The sequence below is a fragment of the Vibrio sp. ZF57 genome, from assembly GCF_001691235.1.
Taxonomy (GTDB): domain Bacteria; phylum Pseudomonadota; class Gammaproteobacteria; order Enterobacterales; family Vibrionaceae; genus Vibrio; species Vibrio crassostreae_C.
The window spans coordinates 1-16,089 of the sequence record NZ_MAKD01000091.1; the positions used below are offsets into that span (position 1 = coordinate 1).

Genomic DNA, 16,089 nt, shown 5'->3' on the forward strand with positions numbered 1-16,089 from the left:
GGCGGAGCACTTTGAGTGCTCCGCCCTTATTATTTCGGCTAAGGTAGAGTGCTGTTATTCAGCAGTTTCTACGATAACTTCTTCAACTTGTACTTCTTCTTGGTATTCGAAACCAGGGATCGTTGCGTCAACACGACGGTTTTGAGCACGACCTTCAGCTGTAGCGTTTGATGCAATTGGATTCTCTTCGCCTTCACCTGACGCTGTAATACGGTCTGCTTCAATGCCTTGCTCTTCGATGTATGCGGCTACAGCAGCAGCACGTTTCTTAGAGATCATTAGATTATACTCAGCTGCACCTGTTGAGTCGGTGTGACCAACAACATCAACTGATGATTGAGGGTGAGCTTTAAGTACTTCAACTAATGGCATTAATGCAATTTTACCATCTGTAGACAGTTCAGTACTGTTTGTCTCAAACATACCTTGAGAGAAGCTCTCAGTTTGCGCTTTAGTAACAACCACGGTTGTCTTCTCTTCAACAACAACTGCTGGTTCTGTGATTGGCTCAGATGGCGCTTGAGTCACTGCTACTGCAGAAGCTGTTGCAGCCGCCGCTGATGCTGTTGTGTTGCCAGTACCGAAGTTGTAGCTAACACCAACTGATAGTAGGTTCGAGTTCAGGTCTTGAACGTAGTTGTCGTCGAAATCATCAAAGTATTGGTATTCAACACGTAATGCCCAATCAGAAGATAGTTGCTTCTCTACACCGATACCAGCAGAAAGAACGACGTCATCCTCGCCACCGTGTGAAATGTAAGCAGGACCTGCTTTAAAGAATACGTCAAACTCTTGTTGTACTGCTAGGCGGTACATTGGAGTTAGCGAGATTGCGATCAGTGGATCGCTGAACGCAGCTGTTGTGCCGTTCTTTGAAAAGCTTGTCTTGTAGTCGCCAAGGAAGTCTGAGCTTAGCTCAATACCAAACTTGTCATTAAAATTGTAGCCAGAGTAGATGCCTGCACCAATTGCATCATCATCACACTTTTCACCGCTTACGCATGCGCTGTCTAGCCAGCCCACGCCCACTTTTGCACCCACGTAAGTCGTTGCAGCAATAGAAGGCGCTGCTGCTAGGCCTGAAGCGGCTACAACAGCACACATGATTTTTGACAGTTTTTTCATAATTTTTTCCTTGGATTAACTCTTATTTTTATCTGAACTTACCAGTAAAACGATCACTTATTGGGTTACGACACTGCTTATAATAAGTAAATCAAGGTGTTGGTTCAGGTGAACCTGTTTCTTTCTCAGTACTTATATTGTTAATCTGATTGCGTATTGGAGTCAATGAAATTGTTAAATATTATATATTTAAGATGCCTTTATTGTTGAATTTATCATTTGTTGGAATGTTTATGTTTAAGCTATAGCCTAGCCTCGTCTATTTACCAGTGGCGCTACGGGTAATAAGTAAAAAACTTGCGCTTTATCATGCTTATAAAACAAAAATCCCCACCCAATATGTATAACTCGAATGAGTACATGATTGGATAGGGATTTGAATTAAAGCGATTAGAGATGTTTTTCACGTACTTTACGTCACGTGAACATCTCGCTTTTGCTTATGGGCGCTCTCCTGCCAGTAAACGCTGTTCAATATCTGCAATGACGCCTGGTAGGTCTGCAATGGTATCGATCAAGTAGTGCGGGTTTGATTCGTTTAGCCTAACGCTTGCTTTTTCACGTGCAGCTGTAAGTGTTGTCTCGTCTGCATCTAAATATTCTTGATACGTTAAGCCTGCTTCGTTACCTGATAGTACAAGGCCTACTGTCCACATACCTGCGTTGTGACCTTCATCGATCCCAGGTGCTGCATCATCCACTTTCACACATGCTGAAACGCTGGTTACGCCAAGGTCGATTACGTTTTTAAGTGCCATAAATGGAGCAGGGCGACCGCCTTGAGGTAGGTCATCGGTTGCTACGATGTTGTCTGGGTGGTAACCGTAATCTGCAGCAGCAGGAATTAAAACATCCATCACTTCACGTGGGTAACCTGAACAAGATCCGATCTTCACGTTCTTCTCTTTTAGGTTATTGACCACTTCTATCGCATTCAAAATAGGTGCTGCGTGATCGGCTACTTTCGCTTTTTGAAGAGGCATGAATGCCGCGTAGATCGCGTCAACGTCTTCACTTGTCATTGAGCGTCCGAACTGAGCTTTCCAACGAGCGTCAACAGCAGGAATTCGACCCACTGCTTGGATGTGGTCCCATTTGCCGATCCCCATAGGTTCACGCGCTTCTGCTAAATCGATATCAAAGTCGAAACCTTGTCTGAATGCTTCAACGAAAATACTGGTTGGAGCAAATGACCCAAAATCAACGATAGTGCCGGCCCAGTCAAAGATAACCGCTTGGATAGGTGATGTTGTATTCATAGTCGTGTCCTATTTCTGTTCTCTCCCAACTCAGGTTGTTCTGGGAGATGAATGATTGTTTTAGGTTATTGGTTACTTGAAATTATTGCTTCAAGGCATGCTTTTAAAGGTGGTTTAAAGGTATTCAAAGTCTTTGCAGATTTTTGCTATCGCTTTTTCGAATACAGACAGAGCGACTTGTAGTTCGCTGCGGCTGATGATTAATGGTGGGCTCAACTGAATCACATTACCTTGTGACACCTTAAAGCTCAGGCCATCGTTTAAACATTGGTAAAGTACTGCTTCCGCTTCATCGAAAGCTCGGGTTTTGGTGATATGATCGGTGACCAATTCCACCCCCCAGAGTAGACCGATGCCGCGAACGTCACCAATGACTGGGTACTTCTCTTTCATTTGAAGCAGCTGTTCACGCACGAATGCGCTGTCCGCTTGTACTTTTTCAAGTAGGTTTTCTTGTTCAATTACTTCCATGGTGGCGAGTGCTGCCGCGCAACCGATTGGGTTTTTTTCGTGGGTGTAGTGACCAAGAGATACTTGCGCTGCCGTGTTGTATTTGTCTTTAGTGATCATGGCTGCGATTGGTACTAAGCCTCCGCCAAAACCTTTACCGATACAAAGAATGTCAGGTTCGATATCAAAGGCCTGGTGAGTGAACCATTCGCCACTACGACCCATACCGTTTGGAATGTCGTCGATGATCAACATGACGTTATGCTTATCGCAGATCTCACGGATGCGCTTCCAGTAAGCTTTGCTTGGAACCTGAACGTCTGTGTTACGCACTGCTTCGGCAATGAAGGCTCCAATGCCACCTTCTTTTTCAATCACATACTCTAAATAGTCGGCATAGTGAACGTCGCATGCAGTTTCGTTTGCATTGACTGCGCTATTCTCGTTAAACGGGAAAGCGCCACGATAAGAGACGGCTGGTGGAATGCGTTCTACGCCAGCCATTAACGGGCCCATGCCTTCGCGGAAACAAGCTTCACCACCCACTGAAATTGCGTCCAGTGACGCGCCATGGAATGAGTCCCACAGTGAAACGACCTTGAAGTTGTTGGTGACATGTCGAGCCAGTTTGAGTGCCATGCCGATAACCGAAGTACCACCCGGTGCAAACAACACGCGGTTCAACTCACCACCGCAGATCTGTGTCAGATTTTCAGCGCATTGAACGGCTGTTTCATTGGTAAAGCGACGTGGTGAAAACGGCAATGAAGCCATTTGTTGAGTCACTTTATTAATGATATGTGGATGGCCATAACCCAATTGATGAACATTGTTACCGTGAAAGTCCATGTACTTCTTGCCCGTCGCATCTTGAATGTAGATGCCTTCAGCTGCTTCAAGTGTGTCTAGACAAGGCGTTGACATCGCTTGATGAAGAAATACGTCAGAGTCACGTTTTAACATCGCTTGAGTCGCATCATCGTTTAGCGACTCGTTCCATTTCTCACGCGCTGGCGTGGTGTTCACATCGCCTTCGCTTCGAAAGTGTGTCGCCTTTAGAACAGAATCTTGATTGGCCATCGTCATTATTTGATGTCCCAGTACATAGCATTCTTAACTGCGCCAATTAGAGCTTCAATGTCTGACGGATACACTTCACCGATGTTACCGATTCGGAAGCAGTCGGCGTTTGAAACCTTGCCCGGGTAAATCACAAAACCTTGTTCTTTCAAACGGTCATAGAATTCCTTGAATTGGTAATCGCTATGAGTTGGAGAATAGAAAGAGGTGATAATCGGTGAATGAAGGTCATCATTAAGCAGTGGTTCAAAACCAAGAGAGCGCATACCTGCAACCAGTGTGGTTTGGTTTGTTTGGTAGCGATTATGACGAGCTTCGATACCACCTTCCTGTTCCAATTCAAGTAGAGCTTGATAGAAAGCACGCACTGTATGCGTCGGAGAGGTAAAACGCCATTTACCGAGGTTGCTTTCCATGCAGTGCCATTGGTCAAACAGATCAAGGCTTAATGAACGAGCTTGGCCTTTGCACTTTGCCAGTTCCGATTGCTTAGCAATAACAAAGCCGAAGCCCGGTACACCTTGGACGCACTTGTTTGCAGAGCTGATCATGTAATCAATACCTAAGTCAGCGATATCCATAGGGATGCCACCAAAGCTCGACATTGCATCGAGAATGACGGTTTTGTTGTGCTGTTTTGCCAATTTGGCAATGTCTTCAATTGGATTCAGCATGCCTGTCGTGGTTTCACAGTGCACAATCGCAACGTGAGTAATGTCTGAATCCATGGCCAATGCCGTTTCCATTTCGTTCAAGTCAGGCTGTGATGTTTCACCTGGGGAAACGACATGGCATGGAATGTTTAAGTATTCTGCGATTTGAGCAATACGAGCGCCGTACGCACCGTTATCAACAACAAGAAGCTTACCGTTGTTAGAGATAACGCTACCGATTGTTGCTTCTACCGAAGCGGTGCCGCTACCTTGCATTAATACGCTTGTATATCCCGCTTGCTTAGTCGCTAAAGTCACTAGCTTGCTACGAATCACTTCAACAACGTCTTTGTTGTATTCATCATCCCAAGTACACCAATCTTTTAACATCGCTTGGCGAACGGTTTCAGAAGTAGATAAAGGGCCCGGTGTCAGCAGTAAGTATTCGTTTCTCATGTTCAATTCTCGTGATTTGTAATTTGGACTATACCAATATTTGCGGTTACTTTAACAACCAATTTAAACGGTCGTAAATAGCCCAAACATCATTTTCACAAAAGCTTCATATTAAAAATGGTCACTTGTCTTGAGAAAGTTTTCGATCTTTAAATTGCCATTTTTCGTTCATTTAATCGTCACAAAAGCCAGTTAGCTTAATAATCGAAATCTGGTACATACCAGTGGGAGGGGTGTGTGCCAACAACTGGAATGAATTTTTGAATATAGGTGCCTCTCGATAGGGCTTCTAGCTTTAACAACTTTAACTTTGGCAATTTTTAATTTTGGCAACTTCTCACTCTAGAGTTGGGCCTGACTGGAGAAAATGATGAAAAACCGTTTTATGAAAGGATCACTTGCAGCATTAGTCACACTATTAGCTGGTAACGCTTATGCGGCACAGGAAGTGACGGTTTATACCGCTTTTGAAACTGACATCTTAGCGAAGTACAAAAATGCTTTTGAAAGTGAAAACCCAGACATCAACATCAAATGGGTTCGTGATTCAACTGGGATCATGACGGCAAAATTATTGGCCGAGAAAAACAACCCTCGTGCAGAAGTGGTGTGGGGTCTTGCTGGTTCTTCAATGGCACTGCTTAAAGAAGAGGGCATTCTCAAGCCTTACACTCCTCAAGGTGTAGAAGCTCTGCGTTCAAACCTCAACGATCCACAATCTACTCAAGCTTGGTATGGCAATGACGCATTCTTCAATGCAGTTTGCTTTAACGAAGTGGTGGCTAAGCAATTGAACCTACCGGCACCTAAGTCTTGGGATGACCTAACGAAGCCTATCTACAAGGGCCACATTGCTATGCCAAACCCAGCATCTTCTGGTACGGGCTACATGCAGGTTTCGGCTTGGTTACAAAACATGGGTGAAGACCAAGGTTGGAACTACATGCAGAAGCTAGATCAAAACATTGCTCACTACACACACTCTGGTTCTAAGCCATGTGTTCAAGCGGGCATGGGTGAAGTCGCTATCGGTATTTCTATGGCGAGCCGTGGCGCTAAGCTGAAAACTCAAGGCGCTCCACTTTCAGTTATTACGCCTGAAGGCATCGGTTGGGAATCGGAAGCGGTAGGCCTTGTTAAGCCTTCTGATGCAGCACAACGTGTTATCGATTGGTCTATTTCTAAAGCGGCAAACGAGCTTTACATCGAAATGTACCCAGTTGTTGGTCACCAAGATGTGACAGGCAAAGCAGAGAACTTCCCTAATGTAGAAAAGAACATGGCAAAAATGGACTTCGCTCGCATGGGCAGTGAACGTGCAGACGTTCTTAAAACATGGTCTGACAAGTTTGACGCTAAATCAGAGCCAAAATCTTAATCTGCTGAGCTTTTTAGTTCATGAGCTCCTTGGTTAATTATCTACCGAGCTTATTAGACACATGGTTTATTAGATATATGGCTTATTAGACACGTAGTCCATTAGATATGCAGCTCATTAGAAGTTAGAGATCAGTAAAGGAAGGCTTCGGTCTTCCTTTTTTAGTTTTACGCCTTTAGGTTTTAAGTAAGGTACAACAAATGACAAAGCACTACTCATATTGGTTCAAGCAAGCGTTGGAACAAGAGTTTGGCAACATCAATGCGGGGTTAGATTCGGCTAAGCCGCTCCAAAAAGACGTCAACTGTGATATCGCCATTGTTGGCGGTGGCTATACGGGTTTATGGACGGCGATTTTAATCAAACAACAGCAACCCGAAAAACATGTTGTCGTGATTGAAAAAGGCCTATGTGGGAGCGGTGCTTCTGGTGCGAACGGCGGTTGCATGCTGACGTGGTCAACTAAGTATCCGACGTTGAAAAAGCTCTATGGAAAAGAACAAGCGAAATGGTTGGTTAAGGAATCGGAAAAGGTTATATACGAGATCGAAGCCTTCTGTAACGAACACAAGATTGACGCGCATCTATATCGAAGCGGTACTTACTACACGGCGACCAATGAAGCTCAAAAGGGTGGAATGGAGCCTGTCGTTAATGAGCTGGTTAAGCAGGGTATCAATAGCTGGAAGAAGTGCGACAATTCTTTGGCTGATAAAGCGGGATCTGAACGCCATATTGAGGGTTACTACTCAGAAGCTGCGGGTAGTGTGCAGCCAGCGTTATTGGCTAGAGGTTTGCGCCGAGTCGCGCTTGAACTGGGTGTCGAAATTCACGAAAACACAGAGATGACATCACTCGACTATGGCTCTCCCGCTCGAATTCAAACCAAAGGCGGGTCAGTATTTGCGGATAAAGTGATCTTAGCGCTCAATGCATGGATGCTCGATCACTTTAAAGAGTTCAAACGCAGCATAGTGGTTGTCTCTTCAGATATGGTGGTGACCAAGCCTATTCCTGAAAAGCTCAAGCAGTTTGGTCCAGAGAAAGGGGCAGCGGTGGTAGATTCGCGTATCTTTGTCCACTATTACCGAGATACCCAGGACGGACGACTCATGTTGGGCAAAGGCGGTAATAAGTTCTCGTTTGCCAATCAAGTCGAAAGCATGTTTAACCAAACGACCAACTACCTGCCGATTCTCAATCAATCCTTCCAAAAACTGTTTCCTAAGTTGGAGCAAAGTGAATTCGATTACAATTGGTCAGGAGGCTCAGATCGTTCGGTCACCGGTCTGCCATATTTCGGTAATCTAAAAGGCCAAAGCAATATCTATTATGGGCTTGGTTATTCAGGTAATGGTGTGGCTCAAACCCGTATGGGCGGAAAAATTTTGTCAGCAATGGTACTCGATATCGACAATGCTTGGACACGAAGTGGTTTAACCAAAGGTCCGTTAGGACACTTCCCGCCAGAGCCATTTCGTTGGGTAGGTGCGATGATGGTGCGTGATGCGGTACGAAGAAAAGAGAACGCGGAAGATTCGGGTGACACGCCATTGTGGCTAGATAAACAGTTATCCAAACTCGCAGGTGCGGCGGGCAAAGCCGACAAGGTTGAATCATAGATTAATCTAGCGTTTAAATTAGAAGTTTACATTTAGGCTCTCAGTGATTTATGGGTAAGTCACTGAGGGCTTTCAACGTTGAACTAACTTTTAATGCTGAACAAATAGCAATCTATAATGCTTATTATATCTGCAATATAACTGTCATTTAGCTACTATAAATTTGTCACTCAACTGCAATATTCTCAGTTTAAATTTGGTATATACCATATAGAGAGTGCTGTAGTATGAGCAACCAAACTTATTTGAATATTGAAAACGTTGTAAAGCAATTTGGCCAATTTACAGCGTTAAAAGACATCTCCCTATCGATAGATAAAGGCGAGTTCGTCTGTTTTCTTGGCCCGTCCGGCTGTGGAAAAACCACCTTATTACGTGCGATTGCAGGTCTAGACTTGCCAACTTCAGGTTCCATTGAGCAGAACGGTAATGATACGACCTTCTTGCCACCAGAAAAGCGCGACTTTGGCATCGTGTTCCAATCTTACGCTTTGTTTCCAAATCTCACTGTAGAAGAAAACATTGCGATTGGTCTGAAAAACCAAGGCATGTCGACCAAAGAAGCCCTTGAGACGGTTGAGTCTTGGTTAGAGACCATCGGCTTACCAACGTCTGGTCAGAAATTTCCAAATCAGCTATCTGGTGGACAACAGCAGCGTGTTGCTCTGGCTCGCGCATTAGCGTTGTCTCCAGGCTTGTTGTTACTCGATGAACCGCTTTCTGCGTTGGATGCGAAGGTAAGAACACACCTACGTGATGAGATCTGCCAACTGCAACGCAAATTGGGTATCACCACTATTATGGTGACGCACGACCAAGATGAAGCGTTAACGATGGCAGACCGTATTGTCGTGATGAATCATGGTGTTATCGAGCAGGTCGGTGCTCCTCAAGAGATCTACCAAAAACCTGTCAGTCGTTTTGTGGCTGAGTTTGTTGGTAGCATGAACTTTATTCAAGCTTCTGTTGCGGCTCAAGGCAAGATGCGTATTGCTGAGTCAATGCTGCCGTTACCTGGCTTAGATAATCTCACGCCAAATCTGGGTGATGTTTTTGATATTGCCGTTCGTCCAGAGCAAATCCAGTTTGTTAATCGTTTTAGTGAATCCTTGCCAGTGAGAATCGTATCAAGCGAATTCTTAGGGGCGTTTTATCGTGTTGAGTGTCAATTGCAACATGACTCAACGGCGAAAGAGATCATCGTTGATGTACCCGTCAAAGAGTTCAACCGATTGAAGCTGCGTCGCAGTGATATTCGTTACGTGGCGTTTGATCAAGAAGGCCTTAGAGCTTACTCATCGAAAAGCCTGCAAGTGATGAAAGACGAGGCGGCGTAATCAATCATGGAATCGACTCAAATGATGCAATCTAAGCTGCTAATTCAACGACGAGTACAACCTTTTCTGGCTCGGTTAAGCAAAGACAACGTAATTCTATTTGGGCTGTTGGCCTTTTTGTCTGTGGTCATGACGTTGTTTATCCTGATGCCACTGTGGGCAATGTTGAAAAAGAGTGTTCAGAACGCAGACGGAGAATTTGTAGGATTACAGAATTTCGCAACGTATTTTGCTTCTCAAAGCCTGTGGCAGTCGGTAGGCAATACGTTCACGCTTGGGTTGTTAGTGACCGTTGTCGTGGGGGTACTAGCGTTTGGTTATGCCTATGCTTTGACTCGTTCATGCATGCCTTTTAAGGGGCTTTTTCAAGTGCTAGGTTCAGCGCCTATTCTGGCTCCTTCATTGCTTCCAGCGATCAGTTTGATCTTCTTATTTGGTAATCAAGGTATCGCTAAAGAAGTCTTAGGTGGTAACTCGGTGTACGGCTTGATTGGTATCTCACTGGGCCTGATATTCTGGACGTTTCCACACGCCTTAATGATTTTAACTACTTCATTGAGAACCTCTGACGCTCGCCTTTATGAGGCGGCACGTGCACTCAATACTTCATCGCTAAAAACCTTCTTCATGGTGACGTTACCTGCGGCAAAATACGGTTTGATAAGTACCTTGATCGTTGTGTTTACGCTGGTGGTTTGTGATTTTGGTGTGCCAAAAGTGATCGGTGGTAGCTACAACGTTCTGTCTACCGATATCTTTAAGCAGGTAGTAGGGCAACAGAATTTCTCTATGGGCGCGGTGACTAGCATCCTATTGCTATTGCCTGCGTTGCTTGCGTTTACCGTTGACCGCTGGGTTCAAAAGAAACAAAAGAGCTTGTTTGATACTCGCTCCGTCGCTTACCAACCAGAGCCAAACACTCTACGTGATGGCGTGTGTTTGCTCTATTGCACCGTAATTTCAGTGGCTGTTGTTATCGTGCTAGGCATGGCGATATACGGATCTATGGTCACTTTCTGGCCTTGGAATAAAACGCTAACGCTAAATAACTATAACTTCGCAGAGATGAGTACTTATGGTTGGACGCCATTTTTCAACTCTTTAACCCTCGGCTCTTGGACTGCGATTATCGGTACCGTATTGATTTTCTTAGGCGCGTACTGCATTGAGAAGGGCAGAGCATTTGGTCCTGTTCGTCAAGCAATGCAGATGCTCAGTGTGGTACCGATGGCCGTTCCGGGTATGGTGTTGGGTTTGGGGTATATCTTCTGCTTTAATGATTTGAGTAACCCACTCAACTTCTTATATGGCACGATGGCGTTCTTGGTGATTAATACGGTGGTTCACTACTACACAGTCGGCCACATGACAGCGTTAACCGCATTAAAACAGCTGCCTGAGGAAATAGAAGCGACGGCGGCTTCGGTTAACCTACCGCAATACAAGCTGTTCTTTAAGGTGACGGTACCCGTATGTCTGCCTGCGATTTTAGATATTGCGACATACCTGTTTATTAATGCACTTACCACGACATCTGCGGTAGTATTCTTGTATTCTACCGATACGATACCTGCGTCAGTTTCAGTACTGAATATGGATGATGCGGGACAAACGGGTGCAGCTGCTGCCATGGCGGTGATGATCATGATATCGGCAGCGAGCGCGAAGTTGATTCATATGTTAATCAACAAGTTATTCGAGAAGCGCACCCAAGCTTGGCGTAAACGCTAGCGAACCATTTTATATTGCAGTTGGCCAAGGAGTGGCTGACGACAAGAACAAGAATAGAAGGAAATGAAGTGCAGTACGTAAAAATCAAAGACGTCGTCGTAGAGCAGATAGAGTCGGGGATGTTAACACCACGACAGAAGCTGCCTGCGGAGCGAAAACTGGCTGAATCGTTTGATACAACACGAGTTACGTTACGTGAAGCCTTGTCTTCACTTGAAGCGGAAGGACGAATTTATCGAGAAGACCGACGTGGTTGGTTTATCTCTCCAGCGCCACTGCGCTACGATCCAACACAAACGCTGAACTTCACGAATATGGCTTTGTCGCAGAATCGTAAGCCAAAAACAGAGTTGGTGGCGGCGAAAGGCATGTTAGCGACCAAGGAAGCAACTAGGCTTCTTGAGCTGCAACCTTTTTCGGATGTTTATCGAGTAGACAGAGTTCGTTATCTTGAAGACAGGCCCGTTGTGTATGTGACCAACTACATTCGACCAGAGTTGTTCCCTAATTTGCTTGATTATGACTTGTCTAAATCGTTGACGGACATCTACCGTGAGCACTTTGGCGTGGTGTATCAGAAGATCCGTTACCGAGTGAGCACAACGTCTTTGCTTGGCGAAACCGCGCAAGCTCTGCGTGCGACTTCAGGTTCTCCGGCTATGGTGGTTGAGCGTGTTAATTACAATCAAGACGGTGATTTGATTGATTGCGATATTGAATATTGGCGTCATGACGCGATCAGTATTGAGTCAATCGCGCAGCTAGAGCGCTAGTCATACGTTAGAACGTTAGCATATCTGCAATTATGCAGGATTGCCCAATTGAAAAGTTCAAAGGTCTCTTATTCGGAGGCCTTTTTTTATCACCTGTTGTCAGCCGTTGTGCTAATTCATCTATAATTTAGGAATGAAATGGAATTCTCTGCCATCGTCATCGTGACTATTTCGGCTTTGCTTCACGCGGGTTGGAACGTTCTAGGTAAATCGAATCAAGGATCGGGCTCGTCTTTCTTCTTAGCCTCTGGCTTTGCCGCTGCTGCGATATTGACTCCCTATTTGATTTGGTTCATTTACAGTGTCGGCTTTGTGGATATCACGCTTTTATTCTGGAAGCTACTTCTTTTAAGTGGTATTTGCCAAATCATCTATTTAATCGGCTTAGGTGTAGCCTACAAGCAGGCCGATATTGGGGTGATTTACCCGATGGCACGAGCGCTGCCCGTGTTGATGGTGGGTTTAGGCACGGTGTTGATAGGCTATGAATTGTCGGCGAATCAATGGATTGGGTTCACTTTAATAACATTAGGCTGCTTGTTTGTACCACTTAAGCAGTTTTCAGATCTTAGGTTAAAAGCGTATCTCAACCTTGGCGTACTGTGGGCGTTGATCGCGGCCATTGGTACCACGGGCTATTCCATCATTGATAAAGAAGCGCTTTTGTTACTCGATCCTTTGAGCACACCAGTTATAACTAACAAGCACACCGCGATTTTCTATCTAGGCATTCAGTTTTGGGCGATTGTGATTCCACTGAGCCTGTGGCTGCTCGTGTCGAATCAAAAAATCGAATTTCATAATGCTTGGTTATTGCGTAAAAGAGCAACACTTGCTGGCATCATGATGGCTTCGACTTATGGCTTGGTGCTGTTTGCGATGACCATGACTGAAAATGTCAGCTTGGTTGTAGCTCTAAGGCAAGTAAGCATCATCTTCGGCGTAGTGATGGGGATCTACTTTTTAAAGGAAAAGTGGCACGCCACTCGTGGTGTAGGCGTCGTTTTTATCATTGCAGGTTTAGTTATCTCACTGACTTAAAAAGAGATTAAATCCTACCTCCAACCTATAATGTGACTTTTTAGTCACATTTTTCTTATTGATAGCAAACGTTTTACTAATGTTAAAGATGTGATCCTTCTCATAGACAAAGCTGTAAAGTTACCGGTAACATCCACTCCAACGTTACCGGTAACATATAATAACAAGCCGGACTCTGTGAAACTCATAAGGATACCCAAATGAAAGCTCTGACTAAAACGCTGATTGCCGCTTCCCTCACTGGTCTATTTGCTACTTCAGCAATGGCTGCAGACTTTAAACTTAAGATCCAATCTTCAGATCCATCTGGCGATTTGAACTTCAAGGTTCAGCAAAAGTGGGCTGAGCGAGTAGAGACGATGTCTAACGGACGTATTGATATCGATCTACTTCCTGTTGGCGCTGTGGTTAAGCACACAGAAACGCTTGGTGCGATCAAAATGGGCATCCTAGATGGCCACATCACAGCAACAGGTTACTTCTCTGGTAAAGATCCAGCTTTTGGTCTTATCGGTAACATGGTTGGTGCATGGTCAGACACAACACAGCTGCTTCAGTACATGAACTACGGTGGTGGTAATGAGCTAATGACTGAACTGTACAAGCCTTACGGTGTTCAGTTCGTTGGTGCTTCAACAACCGGCGTTGAATCATTCATTTCTAAAAAGCCAATCGACGGTGTAGCGGATCTTAAAGGTCTTAAACTGCGTGCGCCTGAAGGCCTAGTACAACAAGTATTTGCAGCCGCGGGTGCGACTCCAGTAAACCTGCCAGGTTCTGAAGTATTTACTGGCCTAAGCAAAGGCGTAATTGATGCAGCGGACTACACGGTATTCTCTACCAACCAAAAAGCGGGCATGAACGACATTGCAACACACCCAGTTCAACCGGGTTTCCATTCACTACCGCTTATCGATATCTCTATTTCTCAGAAGAAATGGGACAAGATGCCAGCTGATCTACAAACAATGCTGCAAACATCAGTGCGTGACTTCTCTTACGACATGACAACTCAACTGAAAATGGCTGACCAAGCGGCATTGAAAGAAGCTCAAGCGAACCCAGAAATCACTATCCATGATTGGTCTCAAGAAGAACGTAAAAAGTTCCGTGAAATCGCGAAAGGTCAATGGAAAGTATTTGCAGAGCGTTCTGATAACGCAGGAAAAGTTTACACCTCAGTGACTGTGTTCCTAGAAGAAAACGGCTTACTGTAATTTAAACTTAGTTTACTGACGGGGGAGGGCATTGCTCTCCCGTATTCTCCCAGGATATTTGGCCCATGACAGACAAAACTCCCCATGCCCCAGCTGAAAACGACGAGCAACCAAGAAATGCGCTTGATCGTTTTGTTATAAAGTTCAGTAATCTCGTGAGCTGGTTTTTTATCTTTACTGTATTGATTTCATTTTATGAAGTTGTGATGCGTTACGCATTCGATGCCCCGACTACATGGGTACATGAAACAGCTTCTTTCATCGGTGGTTCTTTATTCATTATTGGTGGCATCTACGCGTTTGCTGCGAATAAGCATGTACGTGTGGTTCTTATTTACGACTCAGTCTCTAACCAAGCACGCAAATATCTTAATCTTGTTCACCACATTGTTGGTTTGGCCTTTGCTGGCATGCTCGCTTATGCGGCTTACTTCACCGCAGAGGAAGCATGGTTTGCACCATGGGGTGAATTCCGCCTTGAAACATCAGGTTCAGTGTTAAACGCGCCTTATCCTGCGCTGCTGAAAGGCCTGATCTTTGTCGTTTTGTGTGTTCTTGTTGTCCAGTTTGTATTGCACCTAATCCAAGAGTTGATGGGTCTAAGGAAGAATGACGATGTTTGATTTATCTTCTATTGGTATCGCATGGGGCAGTTTGCTCATGCTGGTTATGATGATTGGCTTGCTACTGACCGGTATGCAGCTAGCGTTCGTAACAGGCTTTGTCGCGATTTTCTTCACTCTATGCTGGTTTGGCTCTGATGCCTTACCTTTGATCGCTAGCCGTACCTACAGTTTTGCTTCTGGTTATGTGTTCTTAGCAGTACCGATGTTCGTTTTGATGGCGGCTTTATTAGACCGTTCGGGCATTGCTCGCGATTTGTTTGATGCAATGAAATCTGTCGGCCGTAAAGTTCGTGGTGGTGTGGCAGTACAAACCTTATTAGTCGCGGTTCTATTGGCTTCCATGTCCGGTGTTATCGGGGGTGAAACGGTACTACTGGGTATTCTCGCACTGCCACAAATGCTTCGTTTAGGTTATGACCGCAAGCTTGCTATCGGTACAACCTGTGCAGGTGGCGCACTTGGTACCATGCTTCCGCCAAGTATCGTACTGATCATCTACGGTATGACAGCCAGCGTATCGATTGGCGACCTGTTCAAAGCTTCTTTCTTACCTGCGTTTATTCTTGCTGGCTGTTACATCGGCTACGTGTTGATTCGCTGTAAGCTGAATCCTTCTCTGGCTCCTCTTCCGAGTGATGATGAGACAGAAGAAGATATCGCAAATCAGCCAAGCTACTTCAAGGCTCTGTTCTTCCCACTGCTTTCTGTAGCAACAGTTCTAGGCAGTATCTACACGGGTATCGCTTCAGTAACAGAAGCGTCTGCTTTGGGTGTGGTTGGCATCATGATCAGTGCGCTTATCCGTGGTGAGTTGAATTTCAGCATGTTGAAAGAGAGTGCCATCGCAACCATGCGTACCTGCGGCATGATCATGTGGATTGGTATCGGTGCTAGTGCATTGGTTGGTATTTACAACCTGATGGGCGGTATTGATTTTGTTGAAGAAACCATCCTTGCGCTCAGTGGCGGTAACGCGACAGTAACGCTATTAATCATGATGGCTATCTTATTGGTTCTAGGCATGTTCCTTGATTGGGTAGGTGTGGCACTTCTAACAATGCCAATCTTCGTACCAATCATCACTGGCCTTGGGTTCGACCCAGTATGGTTCGGCGTTGTGTTCTGTCTAAACATGCAGGTGTCGTTCTTGTCACCACCGTTTGGTCCCGCGGCCTTCTACCTGAAATCGGTAGCACCAAAAGACATCAGCTTAGGTGAGATTTTCTCTTCACTACTGCCGTTCATTGCACTCCAAGTATTGGTTCTGGCACTGGTTATTATCTTCCCTCAGCTCGCGCTTTGGTGGCAATAACAGCAAAGGTTCCAGAGCGAATCTAATGT

General features: G+C 45.1%; 13 protein-coding genes. 9 read left to right on the plus strand and 4 right to left on the minus strand.

Annotated features, from left to right (window positions below):
• Window positions 1-54: 54 nt before the first annotated feature.
• The 4 genes from A6D97_RS13060 to phnW form a co-directional block, all read right to left on the minus strand.
• A complete protein-coding gene (locus A6D97_RS13060; RefSeq protein WP_065584561.1) occupies window positions 55-1,125 on the minus strand; it encodes an OmpA family protein in 1,071 nt (356 codons plus the stop codon).
• A gap of 440 nt (window positions 1,126-1,565) precedes the next feature.
• Window positions 1,566-2,384 (minus strand): phosphonoacetaldehyde hydrolase, encoded by an 819-nt coding sequence (phnX, locus tag A6D97_RS13065; RefSeq protein ID WP_065584562.1) that lies wholly within the window; start codon window positions 2,382-2,384, stop codon window positions 1,566-1,568.
• Between the two features lie 114 nt (window positions 2,385-2,498).
• Window positions 2,499-3,920 (minus strand): aspartate aminotransferase family protein, encoded by a 1,422-nt coding sequence (locus tag A6D97_RS13070; protein WP_065584563.1) that lies wholly within the window; start codon window positions 3,918-3,920, stop codon window positions 2,499-2,501.
• Window positions 3,920-5,023 (minus strand): 2-aminoethylphosphonate--pyruvate transaminase, encoded by a 1,104-nt coding sequence (gene phnW, locus A6D97_RS13075; protein ID WP_065584564.1) that lies wholly within the window; start codon window positions 5,021-5,023, stop codon window positions 3,920-3,922. Before phnW ends, A6D97_RS13070 begins: the two co-directional genes overlap by 1 nt.
• Before the next feature lie 367 nt (window positions 5,024-5,390).
• Between phnW and A6D97_RS13080 the strand changes: the two genes are divergently transcribed.
• The 9 genes from A6D97_RS13080 to A6D97_RS13120 all read left to right on the plus strand — a co-directional run bounded on the left by A6D97_RS13080 (window position 5,391) and on the right by A6D97_RS13120 (window position 16,060).
• Window positions 5,391-6,401 (plus strand): putative 2-aminoethylphosphonate ABC transporter substrate-binding protein, encoded by a 1,011-nt coding sequence (locus A6D97_RS13080; protein WP_065584565.1) that lies wholly within the window; start codon window positions 5,391-5,393, stop codon window positions 6,399-6,401.
• Between the two features lie 200 nt (window positions 6,402-6,601).
• Window positions 6,602-8,023 (plus strand): FAD-dependent oxidoreductase, encoded by a 1,422-nt coding sequence (locus A6D97_RS13085; RefSeq protein ID WP_065584566.1) that lies wholly within the window; start codon window positions 6,602-6,604, stop codon window positions 8,021-8,023.
• Window positions 8,024-8,250: 227 nt separating this feature from the next.
• Window positions 8,251-9,360, plus strand: coding sequence for a putative 2-aminoethylphosphonate ABC transporter ATP-binding protein (locus A6D97_RS13090; RefSeq protein WP_065584567.1), 1,110 nt, complete (start codon window positions 8,251-8,253; stop codon window positions 9,358-9,360).
• 6 nt (window positions 9,361-9,366) lie between these two features.
• The gene (locus A6D97_RS13095) at window positions 9,367-11,091 is read left to right on the plus strand and encodes a putative 2-aminoethylphosphonate ABC transporter permease subunit (protein WP_065584568.1); all 1,725 of its coding nucleotides are present in this window, start codon (window positions 9,367-9,369) and stop codon (window positions 11,089-11,091) included.
• A 68-nt stretch (window positions 11,092-11,159) separates the two neighbouring features.
• On the plus strand, window positions 11,160-11,864 hold the full coding sequence (gene phnR, locus A6D97_RS13100) for a phosphonate utilization transcriptional regulator PhnR (RefSeq protein WP_061023284.1): 705 nt from the start codon (window positions 11,160-11,162) through the stop codon (window positions 11,862-11,864).
• Between the two features lie 138 nt (window positions 11,865-12,002).
• Window positions 12,003-12,905 (plus strand): EamA family transporter, encoded by a 903-nt coding sequence (locus A6D97_RS13105; protein ID WP_065584569.1) that lies wholly within the window; start codon window positions 12,003-12,005, stop codon window positions 12,903-12,905.
• 200 nt (window positions 12,906-13,105) lie between these two features.
• The gene (locus A6D97_RS13110; RefSeq protein ID WP_009845626.1) at window positions 13,106-14,122 is read left to right on the plus strand and encodes a TRAP transporter substrate-binding protein; all 1,017 of its coding nucleotides are present in this window, start codon (window positions 13,106-13,108) and stop codon (window positions 14,120-14,122) included.
• A 65-nt stretch (window positions 14,123-14,187) separates the two neighbouring features.
• Entirely contained in the window at window positions 14,188-14,745 is a 558-nt protein-coding gene (locus A6D97_RS13115) for a TRAP transporter small permease subunit (RefSeq protein WP_017079674.1), read from the plus strand.
• Window positions 14,738-16,060, plus strand: a complete 1,323-nt coding sequence (locus A6D97_RS13120; RefSeq protein ID WP_065584570.1) for a TRAP transporter large permease subunit — start codon at window positions 14,738-14,740, stop codon at window positions 16,058-16,060. Before A6D97_RS13115 ends, A6D97_RS13120 begins: the two co-directional genes overlap by 8 nt.
• The last annotated feature ends 29 nt before the right edge of the window (window positions 16,061-16,089 follow it).

Coding starts and splice junctions, on each gene's coding strand:
- A6D97_RS13060 (WP_065584561.1), bottom strand. CDS start 1,125: ATGAAAAAACTGTCAAAAATCATGTGTGCTGTTGTAGCCGCTTCAGGC.
- phnX (WP_065584562.1), bottom strand. CDS start 2,384: ATGAATACAACATCACCTATCCAAGCGGTTATCTTTGACTGGGCCGGC.
- A6D97_RS13070 (WP_065584563.1), bottom strand. CDS start 3,920: ATGACGATGGCCAATCAAGATTCTGTTCTAAAGGCGACACACTTTCGA.
- phnW (WP_065584564.1), bottom strand. CDS start 5,023: ATGAGAAACGAATACTTACTGCTGACACCGGGCCCTTTATCTACTTCT.
- A6D97_RS13080 (WP_065584565.1), top strand. CDS start 5,391: ATGATGAAAAACCGTTTTATGAAAGGATCACTTGCAGCATTAGTCACA.
- A6D97_RS13085 (WP_065584566.1), top strand. CDS start 6,602: ATGACAAAGCACTACTCATATTGGTTCAAGCAAGCGTTGGAACAAGAG.
- A6D97_RS13090 (WP_065584567.1), top strand. CDS start 8,251: ATGAGCAACCAAACTTATTTGAATATTGAAAACGTTGTAAAGCAATTT.
- A6D97_RS13095 (WP_065584568.1), top strand. CDS start 9,367: ATGGAATCGACTCAAATGATGCAATCTAAGCTGCTAATTCAACGACGA.
- A6D97_RS13105 (WP_065584569.1), top strand. CDS start 12,003: ATGGAATTCTCTGCCATCGTCATCGTGACTATTTCGGCTTTGCTTCAC.
- A6D97_RS13110 (WP_009845626.1), top strand. CDS start 13,106: ATGAAAGCTCTGACTAAAACGCTGATTGCCGCTTCCCTCACTGGTCTA.
- A6D97_RS13115 (WP_017079674.1), top strand. CDS start 14,188: ATGACAGACAAAACTCCCCATGCCCCAGCTGAAAACGACGAGCAACCA.
- A6D97_RS13120 (WP_065584570.1), top strand. CDS start 14,738: ATGTTTGATTTATCTTCTATTGGTATCGCATGGGGCAGTTTGCTCATG.